At 72.1% G+C, this 15,751-nt stretch carries 14 protein-coding genes and 1 pseudogene; 9 read left to right on the forward strand and 6 right to left on the reverse strand.

The features are described 5' to 3' along the window. Position 1 precedes the first annotated feature (1 nt). Entirely contained in the window at positions 2 to 415 is a 414-nt protein-coding gene (locus RM779_RS13895) for a DUF3017 domain-containing protein (protein WP_311617983.1), read from the forward strand. 9 nt (positions 416 to 424) lie between these two features. On the opposite strand, the gene RM779_RS13900 is transcribed toward RM779_RS13895, so the two are convergent. Both RM779_RS13900 and RM779_RS13905 read right to left on the reverse strand, forming a co-directional pair. Then, complete coding sequence (locus tag RM779_RS13900) at positions 425 to 1,309, reverse strand: glycine betaine ABC transporter substrate-binding protein (protein ID WP_311617984.1); 885 nt, start codon at positions 1,307 to 1,309, stop codon at positions 425 to 427. 89 nt (positions 1,310 to 1,398) lie between these two features. Beyond that, positions 1,399 to 2,388 (reverse strand): malate dehydrogenase, encoded by a 990-nt coding sequence (locus RM779_RS13905; RefSeq protein ID WP_311617985.1) that lies wholly within the window; start codon positions 2,386 to 2,388, stop codon positions 1,399 to 1,401. Between the two features lie 213 nt (positions 2,389 to 2,601). Here RM779_RS13905 and trpS point away from each other — a divergent pair, with 213 nt between their 5' ends. From trpS to RM779_RS13920, 3 genes and pseudogenes are all read left to right on the forward strand, one after another. Next, positions 2,602 to 3,618, forward strand: a complete 1,017-nt coding sequence (gene trpS, locus RM779_RS13910; protein WP_311617986.1) for a tryptophan--tRNA ligase — start codon at positions 2,602 to 2,604, stop codon at positions 3,616 to 3,618. A gap of 54 nt (positions 3,619 to 3,672) precedes the next feature. After that, positions 3,673 to 4,257 (forward strand): 2'-5' RNA ligase family protein, encoded by a 585-nt coding sequence (locus RM779_RS13915; protein ID WP_311617987.1) that lies wholly within the window; start codon positions 3,673 to 3,675, stop codon positions 4,255 to 4,257. 98 nt (positions 4,258 to 4,355) lie between these two features. Continuing rightward, a pseudogene (locus tag RM779_RS13920) lies at positions 4,356 to 5,114 on the forward strand (YihY/virulence factor BrkB family protein); the annotation flags it as partial. A gap of 64 nt (positions 5,115 to 5,178) precedes the next feature. Here the strand turns inward: RM779_RS13920 and RM779_RS13925 are convergent. After that, positions 5,179 to 6,405: a D-alanyl-D-alanine carboxypeptidase family protein gene (locus tag RM779_RS13925; protein WP_394813287.1), complete on the reverse strand. Its 1,227-nt coding sequence runs from the start codon at positions 6,403 to 6,405 to the stop codon at positions 5,179 to 5,181. 174 nt (positions 6,406 to 6,579) lie between these two features. Between RM779_RS13925 and RM779_RS13930 the strand changes: the two genes are divergently transcribed. From RM779_RS13930 to RM779_RS13945, 4 genes are all read left to right on the forward strand, one after another. Next, positions 6,580 to 7,896: a metallophosphoesterase gene (locus RM779_RS13930; RefSeq protein ID WP_311617988.1), complete on the forward strand. Its 1,317-nt coding sequence runs from the start codon at positions 6,580 to 6,582 to the stop codon at positions 7,894 to 7,896. Between the two features lie 175 nt (positions 7,897 to 8,071). After that, positions 8,072 to 8,380 (forward strand): carboxypeptidase-like regulatory domain-containing protein, encoded by a 309-nt coding sequence (locus tag RM779_RS13935; RefSeq protein ID WP_077059444.1) that lies wholly within the window; start codon positions 8,072 to 8,074, stop codon positions 8,378 to 8,380. A gap of 115 nt (positions 8,381 to 8,495) precedes the next feature. Further along, complete coding sequence (locus tag RM779_RS13940) at positions 8,496 to 10,133, forward strand: ABC transporter substrate-binding protein (RefSeq protein ID WP_311617989.1); 1,638 nt, start codon at positions 8,496 to 8,498, stop codon at positions 10,131 to 10,133. Between the two features lie 21 nt (positions 10,134 to 10,154). Next, complete coding sequence (locus RM779_RS13945; protein WP_311617990.1) at positions 10,155 to 10,994, forward strand: hypothetical protein; 840 nt, start codon at positions 10,155 to 10,157, stop codon at positions 10,992 to 10,994. A gap of 9 nt (positions 10,995 to 11,003) precedes the next feature. Here RM779_RS13945 and RM779_RS13950 read toward each other — a convergent pair whose 3' ends face one another. Beyond that, positions 11,004 to 12,371 carry an FAD-binding oxidoreductase gene (locus RM779_RS13950; RefSeq protein ID WP_311617991.1) on the reverse strand — a complete coding sequence of 456 codons (1,368 nt, stop codon included), beginning with the start codon at positions 12,369 to 12,371 and terminating at the stop codon, positions 11,004 to 11,006. A 63-nt stretch (positions 12,372 to 12,434) separates the two neighbouring features. On the opposite strand from RM779_RS13950, the gene RM779_RS13955 reads away from it, so the two are divergent. After that, positions 12,435 to 13,190, forward strand: coding sequence for an SAM-dependent methyltransferase (locus RM779_RS13955; RefSeq protein WP_311617992.1), 756 nt, complete (start codon positions 12,435 to 12,437; stop codon positions 13,188 to 13,190). 9 nt (positions 13,191 to 13,199) lie between these two features. Here the strand turns inward: RM779_RS13955 and RM779_RS13960 are convergent, their stop codons facing one another. Then, positions 13,200 to 13,973: a succinate dehydrogenase iron-sulfur subunit gene (locus RM779_RS13960; protein ID WP_311617993.1), complete on the reverse strand. Its 774-nt coding sequence runs from the start codon at positions 13,971 to 13,973 to the stop codon at positions 13,200 to 13,202. Next, entirely contained in the window at positions 13,973 to 15,727 is a 1,755-nt protein-coding gene (sdhA, locus tag RM779_RS13965) for a succinate dehydrogenase flavoprotein subunit (RefSeq protein ID WP_311618015.1), read from the reverse strand. Before sdhA ends, RM779_RS13960 begins: the two co-directional genes overlap by 1 nt. Positions 15,728 to 15,751: the final 24 nt, after the last annotated feature.

The raw sequence follows: 15,751 nt of genomic DNA on the forward strand, positions 1-15,751 counted from the left end.
CATGGGCGCGAACGGCACCGTCTGGCGCAGGCGCCGCAGGACGGCCGACAAGTACCCGACGCGCGGCACCGCCAGGCCCGAGGGCGGCCGGCGCAGCGCGGGCGGCGAAGCCCCGGCCCCGATCAGGCAGTGGCCGTTCCTCGCCGTGCTCGGTACGGTCCTGGCCGGGCTGCTCATCACCCTCGCCGACTTCCGGATCGGGCTCCTGGTGGTGGGCGGCGGGCTGATCGGGGGCGGGCTGCTGCGCGGCTGGCTGCCCGCGGTGGGCATGCTGGCGGTCAGGTCCCGGTTCACCGACGTGGTGACGTACTCGCTGCTGGGCGGCGTGATCGTGCTGCTGACGCTGATGGCCGAGCCGGACCCGTGGCTGGAAGTGCCGTTCCTGAGCGACGTGCTGCGGTTCTCCGCGGGCTGACGGGCCGGGTCATTCCCCGAGCCAGGCGGCCACCGCGTCCGGGTGCTCGGTGACCCAGCGTTCCGCGGCGGCGGCCGGGGTCATGCCCTCGTTGGCGATGAGCCCGGCCACCTCGTTCTGGTCGCGCTCCGTCCAGGAGAACCGCTGGAGAAACTCGGCGGCCTCGCCGCCCTCCGCCGCGAATTCGGCGTTGAGGTACTTCCGCAGCTCGATGTGCGGATAGTAGCCGGGCAGGTCGACCTCCACCAGCTCGACCTCTTCCGCCAGCCAGTGCGGCTGCCAGAAGTAGGTGAGCAGCGGCGTGCCGCCGCGCTCCGCGCGGTATATCTCCGCGACCAGGGCGTCCTCGCTGCCCGCCGCCGCGGTCCGCAGATCGAGGCCGAGGTCCTCGATGATCGTCTCCTCGCGGGTGGCGAACTGCGGGTCGCCCTGGAGTATCCGGCCGCCGAGCTGATCGGTGAACTCGCCGAGGCGGTGCCAGTCCAGCGCCTCGGGGTGCGCCTCGGCGAAGGCCCTGGGCACGTACCAGCCGACGTGCCCGGTGATCCCGAGCGCACCGGCGTCCACCACGTACTTCTTGTGCTCGACGTACAGCTCGGCCTTGTCAGGCACCGCGCCCCAGTCCTCCAGGATCGCCTGGATGGCGCCGCTGCCCAGCGCGTCCCAGGCGTCCGCCTGGCCCGACTCGACCCGCTCGACCGGCACGCCCAGCTCGTTCTCCAGGACGTGGGCGGCGACCGCGGCGTTCGCCTGGCCGCCGGGCCATGCGGGCATGGCGATGAGCACGGGCGGGCGCTCCTCGGTCTCCGTCACCCCGTCGGCCAGGCTGCACGCGCTCATCGCGACCAGGCTGAGGGCACCTGCCCCGGCGAGGAGGGGGTGACGTATGGGCATCGGCAGGGTTCCTTCGACAGGTGCGGCGGCGGACGCAGTGTGGCCCCGACAGCGTGTGTGGGGGCCACAGGGGTTACGTCCGCAGTGTTTCAGATGAGACCGAGGGCGCGAACCGCCTCGCGCTCATCCGCCAGCTCCGCGACGGAGGCGTCGATGCGGGGGCGGGAGAACGCGTTCACGGCGAGGTCCTGGACGATGCGGTACTCGCCGCCCGCGGTGGTGACGGGGAACGAGGAGATCAGGCCCTCCGGAACGCCGTAGGACCCGTCGGACGGCACGGCCATGGAGGTCCAGTCGCCCTCCGGGGTGCCGTTCACCCAGGTGTGGACGTGGTCGATGGCCGCGTTCGCCGCCGAGGCGGCCGAGGAGGCGCCGCGCGCCTCGATGATGGCCGCGCCGCGCTTGGCGACCGTCGGGATGAAGTCCTCCGCCAGCCAGGTCTCGTCGGCGACGGCCTCGGCCGCGTTCTTGCCCGCGACCTCGGCGTGGAAGATGTCCGGGTACTGGGTCGCCGAGTGGTTGCCCCAGATGGTGAGCCTGCGGATCTCGGCGACCGGGACGCCGGTCTTCTTCGACAGCTGGGACAACGCCCGGTTGTGGTCCAGGCGCGTCATCGCGGTGAACCGCTCGGCGGGCACGTCGGGGGCGGCCGAACGGGCGATCAGCGCGTTGGTGTTGGCCGGGTTGCCCACGACCAGGACCTTCACGTCGTCCGCGGCATGGTCGTTGATGGCCTTGCCCTGCGGCTTGAAGATGCCGCCGTTGGCCTCCAGCAGGTCGCCGCGCTCCATGCCCTTGGTGCGGGGGCGCGCGCCGACGAGCAGCGCGACGTTCGCGCCGTCGAACGCCACGTCGGGGCTGTCGCTGATGTCGATGCCGGCCAGCAGCGGGAACGCGCAGTCGTCCAGCTCCATGGCGGTGCCCTCGGCGGCGCCGAGGGCGGGGGTGATCTCCAGCAGCCGCAGGCGGACCGGGGTGTCCGGGCCGAGCAGGTGCCCGGAGGCGATGCGGAACAGCAGGGCGTAGCCGATCTGGCCGGCCGCGCCGGTGACGGTGACGTTGACGGGTGTGCGGGGCATGTGGGGCCTTCCGGGTCAATGACGGCCGCTTCGCGGCCAGATTATCCCCCGCCCGTCCGCCCTGGGACGGACGGGTGTCCGTGCCGGACGACCGCGGCCCGCGCCGCGCGCCTCCCGGCCGTTCACTGTCTCGCCATCAAGATACCTCCGCGCCCTTCCGCGGCCGCGGGCTGGGCTCCCGGGGGCGCGGGCGGACCTGAGACAATGGGCCGCATGGCCTTGAGACGTCTCCGCGTGTTCTCCGGAATCCAGCCCACCGCGGGCTCCTTCCACCTGGGCAACTACCTGGGCGCGGTCCGCCAGTGGGTGGCGCTCCAGGAGACGCACGACGCCTTCTACTCGATCGTCGACCTGCACGCCATCACCATTCCGCAGGACCCCGGGGCACTGCGCGAGGCCACGCGGCTCGCCGCGGCCCAGCTCCTGGGCGCGGGCCTGGACCCGGCGCGGTGCACGCTGTTCCTCCAGAGCCAGGTGCCCGAGCACGCGCAGCTGGCCTGGGTGCTCAACTGCCTGACGGGCTTCGGCGAGGCCGCCCGCATGACGCAGTTCAAGGACAAGTCGGCCAGGCAGGGCACCGAGGGCACCACCGTCGGCCTGTTCACGTATCCGGTGCTCCAGGCCGCCGACATCCTGCTGTACCAGGCGAACGAGGTGCCCGTCGGCGAGGACCAGCGGCAGCACATCGAGCTGACCCGGGATCTCGCCGAGCGGTTCAACGGGCGCTTCGGCGACACGTTCACCGTGCCGGGGGCCCACATCCTGAAGGACGCGGCGAAGATCTACGACCTCCAGGACCCCTCGGTCAAGATGAGCAAGTCGGCGTCCTCGCCCCGCGGCATCGTGTGGCTGATGGACGAGCCGAAGAAGTCGGAGAAGAAGTTCCGCAGCGCTGTGACCGACACCGGCACGGTGATCAGGTTCGACCCCGAGGAGAAGCCCGGCGTCAGCAACCTGCTGTCGATCTACTCGGCGCTCACCGGGATAGGCGTCGCCGAGCTGGAGGAGAAGTTCACCGGTCAGCTCTACGGCCCGCTGAAGACGGAGCTGGCCGGGATATTCGCGGACTGGGTGGCGCCGTTCCGCAGCCGCACCCAGGAGTACCTGGACGACCCGGCCGAGCTCGACCGCATCCTCGCCCTGGGCGCGGAGAAGGCGCGTTCGGTCGCCGCCGGCACGCTGGCGGACGTCTACGAGAAGACGGGCTTCCTGCCCGCGGCCCGGACCTGAGCACGACTAGCACGACCAGTACCACGAGACGACCAGCACCGACAGGAGAGGGAATTGGCGGGGACCGTCACGCTCGGCGTGTCGATCGCGGTCCCGGAGCCGCACGGCAGCCGCCTCCAGCGCCGCCGCCTGGGCTTCGGGGATGCCGCCGCGGCCGGCATCCCCACGCATGTGACCCTGCTGCCGCCCACCGCGGTCGAGGCCGCGGCCCGGCCGGCCATCGAGGAGCACCTCGCGGGCATCGCCGCGGCGGCGCGCCCGTTCCGCATGCGGCTGTACGGCACGGGTACCTTCCGCCCGCTGTCGCCCGTCGTGTTCGTGCAGGTCGTCGAGGGCGGGTCGGCGTGCGGCTGGCTCCAGGAGCGCGTCCGGGAGGACGGCGGGCCGCTGGCCCGCGAGCTCCAGTTCCCCTACCACCCGCACGTCACCGTCGCGCACGGCATCGGCGAGGACGCGATGGACGCCGCGCAGGCGGACCTCGCCCGGTACGAGGCGGCGTGGACGGTGGCCGGCTTCGCGCTGTACGAGCAGGGCGGGGACGGCGCCTGGGCGCTGCGGCGCGAGTTCCGGTTCGCGCCCTGCCCGCGGCAGCGGCGGCCCGCCTCCTCCGCGTTCGAACGGGCGCAGGAGGCGGCGTAGGCCCCTTGTCCTGCCGCGCCGCCGCGGAGGGCGCCCGCGGGCCGGTCGCGTGTCGGCCGGTCGTTAAGGGGGCACACGGCCATAGCGTGAGCGGCGCTATGGAGAAACTGACCCGGCTGCCCTGGATCGGACCGGCGGTGGCCTGGTTCCTGCGCAGCCGTGCCTGGCAGGTGTACCGGCACCTGGACGACCGCACGTGGACGCGGCTGGCCGCCGCGATCACGTTCACCAGCTTCGTCACCCTCTTCCCCGTGCTCGGCCTGACCGCCGCCACCTGCGCGGCGCTGCTCAGCGACCAGCACCTGGAAGACATCGAGCAGTGGGCGTCCGACCAGGTGCCCGGCATCTCCGACCAGCTGGACCTCGGCGCGCTCTTCGACCACGCGGGCACCATCGGCCTCGTCTCGCTCGCGCTGGTCCTGCCCACGGGCGCCGGCTGGGTGGACGCCATGCGCGGCTGCCTGCGGGAGTTGTGGGACCTGGCCGACCCCGAGGACAACGTCTTCCTGCGCCGCGCCAGGGACATCGGCGTACTGGCCGGGCTCGGCGCGGTGACGCTGCTTTCGCTCGCCGCGTCCGCGCTCGGCATGGGCGCGGTGCACTGGGCGTCGCGGCGGGTGGGCGCCGCGTTGCCGTTCCAGCTCCTGGCCTACCTGCTGGCGATGGTCGTCACGTTCTTCCTGCTGGTGTACCTGCTGGTGTGGCTGCCCGGGGTCAGGCCGCCGCGCACCGCCACGCTCACGGCCTGCGCGATGGGCGCGGTCGGCTTCGAGGTGCTGAAGCAGCTGCTCGGCGGCTACCTGACGGAGGTCGCCACCCGGAACGTGTACGGCGCCTTCGGCGTGCCCGTCGCGCTCCTGGTCTGGATCAACCTGATGGCCAAGCTCCTGCTGGTGTGCTGCGCCTGGACGGCCACCGCGGTCACTCCCCGGGAGCGTCTCGGGGCCGACGCGCTGGACGCGGAGCCCGAACGGCGGCCGGCAGCGGATGACGGCGGTGGAACAGCCACGCCGCCGCCGCGAGCACCGCAAGGCCCGCCGCCGTGAACCCGACCACCGCGGGCCCGACCCCGGAATCCCCGCCGCCCGCCGCGCCTTCGAGCGGCACCTCCCCGGCGTTCTTGCCGTCGCTGCTGCCCTCGCCGACGCCCTGCGGACTGCCGCCTTCGCCCTCCGCGGGCGCGTCGGCGATCTCGCTCAGCGGCCGCACCAGCTCGCCGACGGGGCGGATCGTCCCGGCCACCGAGAAGCCCCAGTCGAACAGGGCCGCGGTCTCCCGGTAGACGGCGAGGTTGTCGCCGCTGTCCGGGTCCATCACGGTGACCAGCAGCACGCGGCCGTCCCGTTCCGCGACACCGGTGAACGTGTAGCCCGCGGCGCTGGTGTAGCCGTTCTTGACGCCGGCGATGCCCTCGTACGGGTCGAGACCGGGGGCGCCGACGAGCAGCCGGTTGGTGTTCTGGATCTCGTAGGTCTCCCGGTCCTCGCCCTCGCCCTCGCCGGGGAAGTCGGCGTCCGGGGTGGCGGCGTACTCGCGGAAGTCGGCGTTCTGGAGCCCGGAACGGGCGATGAGGGTGAGGTCGTAGGCGGAGGAGACCTGGCCCCTGGCGTCGTAGCCGTCCGGGTTCACCACGTGGGTGTCCGCGGCCTGGAGCTCCTCGGCGCGGGCGTTCATCTCGGCGACGGTCCCCTCCTTGCCGCCGTTCATGGCGGTCAGCGCGTAGACGGCGTCGTTGCCCGAGGCGAGGAAGACGCCGTGCCACAGGTCCTCGACCGTGTAGGTCCTGTGGTCGTCGATGCCCACCGCGCTGCTGCCGGGGCCGAGGTCCGCGAAGTGCTCGGGCTGGGCCCGGTACAGGTCATCGCGGTCGAACTTGGGCAGCAGCGTGTCGGCGAACAGCATCTTGATGGTGCTCGCGGGCGGCAGGGGCTGGTGGGCGTCGTGGGCGGCAAGCACCTCGCCGGTCTCGGCGTCGGCGACGAGCCACGACTCCGCGGTCAGCTCCTCTGGCACGGCGGGCACCCCGTCACCGGTGTGCGCCTGTGTGCCCGGCCGGCCCAGGAGTTCACCGCCGATGGCGGGCGCCTGGTCCTCGGCACGGGCGGCGAGAGCGGGAGAGAGCAGCCCGGTGGTGACTATCGAAAGCACCAGGGCGCGAACGGGCGTCCGAAAAGAAGACGAGCGATTGAACGGCACACCGCGAACCTACCGTTGCCGCCCGGGAAGTGGTCGGGCGGAGCGGCCCAAACCGGTGAGTGCCCCCGATCATCCGGGGGACGGCGGGCCCCCACATACTGACATCACAGACGAGGAAGGACGCTCATGCCCATCGGCGCCATCATCCCCATGGTCCTGCTCATGGCCGGGGTCCACTGGTACCTCTGGAAACGCCTCGTGCGGGACGTGTCGCGGCCCGGCGGCTGGTACCGGAGAGCCGGCACCGGGCTGCTGGTGGCGCTGCCCTTACTGGCCATCATGGCGACGACCGGCGGCGAGTTCGGTGTGCCGTTCGGCGTCCAGCGGGTCGTGGGCTGGCCGGGCTTCTACTGGTACGCGGCCCTCCTCTACCTCGTCCTGACCCTCCTGGTCTCCGAGCCGATCCGCTTCGCCGTGCTGCGCAGGGCGCGGCGCGCGGCGGCGGAGCGGCAGGCGGAACCGGTGGCTGAGCCGGTGGCCGAGCCGGTGGCCGAGCCCGTGCCGGTCGGCACCGCCGCGGGCCCGGCCGCGCCGGCCGTGCCGCCTGCGCCCGCGGGTGAGGGCGGCGGGGACGGGGGCGACAGCCCGGAGCCGGCGGGCGGTCCTGACGCCGCGGGGCTGCGCCGCCGGGTCCTGCTGGCGCGCGGCGTGGCGGTCGGCGCGGGAACGGTGACGGCCGGGCTGCTCGGCTACGGCTCGTGGGCCGCGCGGAACCTGACCACCAAGCACGTGACGGTTCCGCTGGCCAAGTTGCCGCGGGCAGGACACGGTTACCGCATCGCCGTCGTCAGCGACATCCACCTCGGCCCGGTCGCGGGCCGTTCGCACTGCCAGCGCGTGGTGGACGCGGTGAACGCGACCCAGCCCGACCTCATCGCCGTCGTCGGCGACCTGGTCGACGCCGAGGTGGACGACCTGCGGTCGGCCGCCGCGCCGCTCGCGCAGCTGCGGTCGCGCGACGGCGCCTACTTCGTCACCGGCAACCACGAGTACCGGGTCGGCCCGCGCGAGTGGCTGGAGCACGTGGCGGAGCTGGGGCTGCGGCCCCTGGAGAACGCCCGCGACGAACTGGCCCACTTCGACCTGGCGGGCGTCAACGACGAGGACGGCAAGGGGACCGACTTCGGCGGCCCCGACTACGAGGCGGCGCTCGGCGACCGGGACCGGCGGCGGGCCACGGTGCTCATGGCGCACCAGCCGGTGCAGATACACGAGGCCGTGGACCACGGGGTGGACCTCCAGCTGTCCGGGCACACCCACGGCGGGCAGATGTGGCCCGTCACCTATCTCGCCGGCCTGGCCAACCCGACCCTGGCGGGCCTGGAGCGGTACGGGGACACACAGCTCTACGTCACCCGCGGCGCGGGGGCCTGGGGCCCGCCGGTCCGCATCGGCGCCGACCCGGACATCACCGTCGTCGAACTGGCCTCCCGCCAGAGCTGACCCGCGGTCCCGCGGTCCCGCGGGCGAAGCCCAAAAAGAACGTGCGATTGTCCAGTTTTCGTCTCAAGCTCGCTTCTGAGTCAACTATTCGCGCCACGCTGGTGTCTTGGATAACGACCAGGGAACAAACTGACAGCGTGACGGATACAGAACGCGGTGGCGGAGGAGCGAAGGCATGGCGGACGAGATCGGGGCGGAGGCCCTCATTATCCGGGGCCGCGTACGCGACTCCCTGGGGGTCGCCCTGCCCCGCGCGGTGGTGACGCTGTCCGGGGCCGGCGGTGGACGGCACCTGGTGAAGACGCGCAGTGCGGAGGACGGCGGGTTCACGGTGATCGCGCCGACGCATGGAGAGTACCTGCTGGCCGCCTTCTCGCCCCAGCTCGGCAGCCAGAGCGTGGCGGTCAGGCTCGACGGGCGGCCGGTGGAGGTGGAGTTCCACATCGACGTTCCCGGAGTGCCGGGAGTCGTTCCCGAGACGTGACGGCCCGGTCACAGCGCGAGTTGTGGCCCGTCCGTTGCCCCCTGCGTACTCCATGGGATATGCCCCTGTGGTTGGCTTGGCCCCGCATGATGTCTTCCGAGGAGAGGCGCGGGGAGTGCGACGAATCCGGGCCAGAGGGGCCATAGGTATCGGACTGGCCCTGGTACTGGTGGTCGGTGCGGTTGGCGGCTGGATGTTCTTCCGGTCGGACAGTGACGGGCAGGGCCAGATCGTCGTGGGCACCACCTCCACACCATCCATGCTCGATCCAGGCGGTGCGTTCGACGCGGGCGCGTCGATGCTGACGAGCAACCTGTACCAGTCACTGCTGACCTACGCACCCGGCGAGGAGCAGCCCGTCCCGGACGCGGCCGAGGAGTGCGTGTTCACGGACAATCAGCTGACGGTCTACCGCTGCGAGTTGCGCGGCGGCCTGACCTTCAGCAACGGCCGGGAGATCACTCCGGAGGACGTCAAGTTCTCCTTCGACCGCATCCTCGCCATGACCGAGCGGGCGGCGCAGGAGGACGCGGACGACAGCATTCCGGAGGACGAGAAGTTCACCTACGCCGGTCCTTCCAGCCTGCTGGCCACGCTGGACGCCGTGCGCGTCGACGGCCGCGACGTCATCTTCGAGCTGAGCAAGCCGGACGCGACCTTCCCGTTCGTCGTGGCCAGCTCCGCGGGCGCGATCGTGGACCGCGAGAAGTACGAAGAGCTGGAACCCCGCGCCGACAACGAGGTCGACGGCTCGGGGCCCTACCTGCTCACCGGCTTCGAGGCCGACCAGTACGCCGAACTCGAGCCGAACCCGGACTACGACGGCGCCGCCGAAGTCCCCGAGCACTCGATCCGCGTCGAGTACTTCACCGAGACCGAGGACGCCTCCGCCGAGGAGCTGCTGGCCGACGCGTGGGAGAGCGGCGAGATCGACGTGAACGACGGGAAGATGCCGCCCGACGTCATGGCGGACCTCAGCGCCAGCGACCCGGAGTACCGTTTCACCGAGTCCACCGGCACCTCCATCCGCACGCTCGGCTTCAACACCCGTGGCGGCGCGCCGATGGCGGACGAGCAGCTCCGGCAGGCCGCCGCCGCGCTGCTCGACCGCGAGGCCATCACCCGCCGCGTGCAGCACGACACCGTCGAGGCGCTGTACTCGCTGATCCCGGTGGGCTTCACGGGCCACGGCACGCCCTACTACGACCGGTACATGGACACCGAGGCCGACGGCCTGCGCGCCGACCTGGAGGCCGCGGGCCACGAGCTGCCCGTGCCCTTCGAGCTGGCCTACTCGCGCGGCGCCGCCAACCACGCCGAGGCCGAGCTGATCGAGCGCCAGCTTGAGGCGGACGGCATCTTCGACGTGGAGATCACGTACTACCCGTGGGCCGAGTTCCTGCCCGCCATCTACGGGCAGCACCCCTTCGACGCCTACCTCATCGGCTGGCGCGCGGACTACCCGGACCCGTCCACGTTCACCGACCAGCTCGTCGGCCAGGCCGACGGCCTCAACACCGGCTTCAGCAGCGACTCGGTCAACCGGCTGATCGAAGCCACGCAGGCCGAGCCGGACCGCGGCCGGGCGGCCGAGGACTTCCGCACGATTCACGAACAGGCAAGCGAGGCCGCGTCGCTCATCCCGATCTGGCAGGACAAGCGCATCACCATCAGCACCACGGAGATCTCCGGCATTCAGAACCTGTCGTCCAACAGCGGCGTGTGGCGCCTGTGGGAGCTGCGCCGGATCTGATCCGTACGGCAGGATGCGGGCATGGCACGCCTACGGCACACGATCACCCTGACCTCCGTCGGCCGCGGCCACGTCGAGCGCTCCCTCGACGTGGCGCACGCGGTTCTGGAAAGCCTGCGCGGTGAAGGGAGCCAGCTCGTCGCCCCCGACGGCAGGCCCGTTGTCGACATCGCCCTGCGCTCCGGGCAGCATCTGCGGCCCGGCGCGAGATACGGGCTGGTCGACAGCGAGGGACAGACCGTGGACGCCGAACTGCTGGCCTGGGACCGCGGTCGCGAAACGGGGGTGCGGATCGAGGCGACCGAGCCCGCGCACCTGATCCCCGAGGGCGGCGGGACGGCGAGCGCCCGCATGGTGTCCGCCCTGTGGCTGCGTGGCGCCGAGCGTCCTGAACGGGCCGAGGTGTCCCTGGACGGTGCGCTGCGGCGGCCGGACGGGCGCCGCAGGCGGCTGCGCTGGTTCACGCTGAGCGGTGTGCTCGACCTCGGCCGCTGGTGGGAGGCCGCCGCCACGGGCGGCGCCTCGCCCGGCCGCCCGGCGCTGATCGTCCGCGCCCGGCACCCGATACTGCGGGCCGCCGTCCACGCCGGGCCCCGCCCGGGCCCGGACGGGACCTGGCGACTCGACGTCGTCGTCATGATCCGCGGCCGCGGACTGGCCAGGCCGGTCGCCGCGGTGCCGCTGCTGGCGACCCGTCGCATGCAGCAGCGCGCGCTCGACCGGGCACTCGAACGGTTCGCCGAGACCTGGCGCACCCGCGTCGTTCCCGAGCTGAACCGCGAGCCCGAGGAGCTGCACCGGCGGCTGGTCGACCACCTGTGCACTCCGCCAGGGCCCGCGCTGCCCGGGACGGAGCGGTGACCCGCGCCCTCAGAGGACCTTGCCCGGGTTGAGAATGCCGAGCGGGTCGAAGACCTGACGGATGGAACGCTGCATCTCAAGGCCCACGGGACCGAGTTCGCGGGCGAGCCAGTCCCGTTTGAGGACGCCGACGCCGTGCTCGCCCGTGATGGTGCCGCCGAGACGCAGGCCGAGGTCCATGATCGCGTCGAACGAGGCGCGGGCCCGCCGCGCCTCGTCCTCGTCGGTGGCGTCGAAGCACACGGTGGGATGCGTGTTCCCATCCCCTGCGTGGGCGCACACGCCGATGGTCAGCCGGTGTTCCGCCGCGATGCGGGCCACCCCGTCGAGCATGTCGGCCAGCCTGCTGCGCGGCACGCACACGTCGTCGATCATCGTGGTGCCCTTCACCGCCTCCAGCGCGGGCAGCGCCGCGCGGCGGGCGGCCAGCAGCAGCTCGGACTCGGCCTCGTCGTCGGCCGGGACCACCTCGGCCGCGCCCGCGGCGCGGCACAGCTCGCCCACCGCGGCCAGGTCGGCCGCCGGGTCCGCGGTGTCGAACGCGGCGAGCAGCAGCGCCTGCGTCGACTCGGGCAGCCCCATCTTCGTCATCCGGTTGACCGCGGCGATCGTCGTGGCGTCCATCAGTTCGAGCAGCGAGGGCGTGTGACCCTCCGCCATGATCCGGGCGACCGCCTCGCCCGCCGCCGCGGCCGAGCCGAATTCGGCGGCCAGCACCAGCTGCCGCGGCGGCGCCGGCTTGAGCGCCAGCACGGCGCGGACGACCACGCCCAGCGTGCCCTCCGAGCCGACGAACAGGCGGGTCAGGTCGTATCCGGCGACGCCCTTGGCGGTGCTCCTGCCGGTGCTCAGCAGCCGCCCGTCGGCGAGCACGACGTCGAGGCCGAGCACGTACTCGGCGGTCACCCCGTACTTGACGCAGCACAGGCCGCCCGAGCCGGTGCCGATATTCCCGCCGATGGTGCACTGTTCCCAGCTGGAGGGGTCCGGCGGGTAGGCCAGGCCGTGGGCGGCCACCGCCTTGGACAGGTCGGCGTTGACCACCCCTGGCTCCACCACGGCGATGCGGTCGACCGGGTCGATCCGCAGGACGCGGTCCATCCGGAGCAGGGACAGCACGATGCAGCCGTCGGTGGCGTTGGCCGCCCCGGACAGGCCGGTCCGCGCGCCCTGGGGCACGACGGGCACCCGGGCCTCGGTCGCCGTGCGCATCACGTGCTGGACCTGCTCGACGGTGTGGGGCAGCACCACGGCCGCGGGCGCGCCCGCGGGGCAGAAGCTGGCCATGTCGTGGGCGTAGGAGGCGGTGACGTCGCTGTCGGTGAGGACCGCTTCCGCGGGCAGGCCCGCGCGCAGCCGGGACAACAGATCGTTCATGTGTTTCAGCGTGACACCGCGTCCGGCCGCAGGGAAGCCGCCGGGGGGTGCGAGGCTTGCGGCATGGAGAGTTATGAGAGGCACCTGATCACCCATGCGGGGCACCCGATCGCGGCGCCGCTGTCCGACGCGTCGGTCGACGCCCTGCTGGCCGCGGCCCTCGCGCACGTGCCGGACGGCGCGGGGCGCCTGCTCGACCTCGGCTGCGGCGAGGGCGCGTGGCCGCTGCGGGCGCTGGCCGCCCGGCCGGGGGCGCGGGCGGTGGGCGTGGACGTGAACGGGGCGGCGCTGGCCGCCGCCGCGCGCGCCGCCGAGGGCGCCGGGGTGGCCGACCGACTGACGCTGCACGAGACGTCGGCCGCGGGATTCACGTCGGACCAGCCGTTCGACGCGGTGCTGTGCGTGGGCGCCACCCACGCGTTCGGCGGACTGCTCCAGACCCTGACGTCGGTGCGTCCCCATCTGGCGCCCGGCGGCTGCGTGGTCGTCGGGGAGGGCTTCTGGGAACGCCCGCCGACGCCGGCGGCGCTGGCCGCGCTCGACGCGGTGCCCGAGGAGTTCGCCGATCTGGGGACGACCGTCGAGCTGGTTCTGGAGGACGGCTGGGCGCCGGTGTTCGGGCACACCTCCTCGCTCGCCGAGTGGGACGACTACGAGTGGCACTGGACCGGCTCGCTGACCCGCTGGGTCCTCGACCACGCCGACCACCCCGCCGCGGCCGAGGCCCTGGAGACGGCCACCGCGCACCGCGCGGGCTGGCTCGGCGGCTACCGCGGGGTGCTCGGCTTCGTCACACTGGTGCTCCGCGCCGCCCGCTGAGGGGCCAGGTCAGAAGCGGCGGGTGATCAGCGCCTGCTTGACCTCCTGAATGGCCTTGGTGACCTGGATACCGCGCGGGCAGGCGTCCGTGCAGTTGAAGATGGTGCGGCAACGCCACACCCCGTCCCGGTCGTTCAGGATCTCAAGGCGCTGCTCCCCGCCCTCGTCGCGCGAGTCGAAGATGAAGCGGTGCGCGTTGACGATGGCCGCGGGGCCGAAGTACTGCCCGTCGTTCCAGAACACCGGGCAGGAGGAGGTGCAGGCGGCGCACAGGATGCACTTGGTGGTGTCGTCGAAGCGCTCCCGGTCGCGCGGCGACTGGCGGCGCTCGCGGGTCGGCTCGTTCCCCGACGTGATCAGGAACGGCATCATGTCCCGGTACGCCTGGAAGAACGGGTCCATGTCGACGATCAGGTCCTTCAGGACCGTCATGCCCTTCATCGCCTCGATCACGACGGGCTTGGTGCCGACACCGTCCTTGACGTCGGCGATGTCCTTGATGAGGACCTTGCAGGCCAGCCGGTTCTTGCCGTTGATCCGCATGGCGTCCGAGCCGCAGATACCGTGCGCGCAGGAGCGGCGGAACGTCAGGGAGCCGTCGTTCTCCCACTTGATCTGGTGCAGCCCGTCGAGCACCCGCTCCTTCGGGTCGATCCTCAGCTCGAAGTCCTGCCAGTACGCGTCCGCGGACCGTTCCGGGTCGAACCGGCGGATGCGGAACGTCACCGTCACCAGGTGGCCGGTGTCGGCCGCGGGCTGCTTCTCCAACGTCGGGGTTGCCATCAGTACTTACGCTCCGTCGGCTGGTAGCGGGTCTGGACGACCGGCTTGTAGTCCAGCCGGATCGAGTCGTTGCCCTCGGTGTCGGTCTCGCGGTACGCCATCGTGTGCCGCATGAAATTGACGTCGTCGCGGTTGGGGTAGTCCTCGCGGTAGTGCCCGCCGCGGGACTCCTTGCGGGCCAGCGCGGAGAACACCAGCACCTCGGCCAGCTCCAGCAGGTTGCCCAGTTCGAGCGCTTCGAGCAGGTCGGTGTTGTAGCGGCGGCCCTTGTCCTGGACCGACACGTTCCGGTAGCGGCTGCGCAGCGCCGTGATCTCCTCCAGCGCCTCCTTGAGCGTCTGCTCGGTGCGGAAGACCATCGCGTTCTTGTCCATGGTGTCCTGGAGCGCCTTGCGGATCTCGGTGACCCGCTCGTTGCCCGTGGCGTCCCGCATCCGCTCGACCTCGTCGGCCACGAACCGCGCGGGCTCCTTGGGCAGGTCGACGAAGTCGGCGGTGGCCGCGTACTCGGCGGCGGCGACGCCCGCGCGGCGGCCGAACACATTGATGTCCAGCAGCGAGTTGGTGCCGAGCCGGTTCGCGCCGTGCACGGACACGCAGGCGACCTCGCCGGCCGCGTACAGGCCGGGCACGACGTCGGTGTTGTTGGCCAGCACCTCACCGCGCACGTTGGTCGGGATGCCGCCCATCGCGTAGTGCGCGGTCGGCTGGATCGGAATGGGGTCGGTGTACGGCTCGATGCCCAGGTAGGTGCGCGCGAACTCGGTGATGTCCGGCAGCTTCGCGTCCAGCTGCTCGGGCGGCAGGTGGGTGAGGTCCAGGTAGACGTGGTCCCCCTCGGGGCCGCAGCCGCGGCCCTCGCGGATCTCGGTGTAGATGGACCGCGAGACGACGTCGCGGGAGGCGAGATCCTTCATCACCGGCGCGTACTTCTCCATGAAGCGCTCGCCGTCCTTGTTGCGCAGGATGCCGCCCTCGCCGCGGGCGCCCTCGGTGAGCAGAATGCCCATCTTCCAGATGCCGGTCGGGTGGAACTGGAAGAACTCCATGTCCTCCAGCGGCAGTCCGCGCCGGAACGCCGCCGCCTGCCCGTCGCCCGTGAGCGTGTGCGCGTTGGAGGTGACCCGGTAGAACTTGCCGTTGCCCCCGGAGGCGAAGACGACCGCCTTGGCCTGGAAGACGTGCAGCTCGCCGGTCGCCAGCTCGTACGCCACGACGCCCGCGGTGCTGCGGACCCCGGCCACGTCGTTCAGCAGCAGGTCGAGCACGTAGAACTCGTTGAAGAACTCCACGCCCTCCTTCACGCAGTTCTGGTACAGCGTCTGGAGGATCATGTGCCCGGTGCGGTCGGCCGCGTAGCAGGAGCGGCGCACCGGGGCCTCGCCGTGGTTGCGGCTGTGGCCGCCGAAGCGGCGCTGGTCGATGCGGCCCTCGGGCGTGCGGTTGAACGGCAGGCCCATCTTCTCCAGGTCGAGGACCGAGTCGATGGCCTCCTTGGCCAGGATCTCCGCGGCGTCCTGGTCGACCAGGTAGTCGCCGCCCTTGACCGTGTCGAAGGTGTGCCACTCCCAGTTGTCGTCCTCGACGTTCGCGAGGGCCGCGGCCATGCCGCCCTGGGCGGCGCCGGTGTGGGAACGGGTGGGGTACAGCTTGGTCAGGACCGCGGTCCTGCTGCGTTTGGTTGCCTCGATGGCCGCGCGCATGCCGGCGCCGCCCGCGCCGACGATGACGGTGTCGTACTTGTGGATCTGCATGGCTGTCGTCACACCCCGGGGTCC

It is taken from the genome of Streptomyces johnsoniae (genome assembly GCF_031845565.1).
GTDB lineage: Bacteria > Actinomycetota > Actinomycetes > Streptomycetales > Streptomycetaceae > Streptomyces > Streptomyces johnsoniae.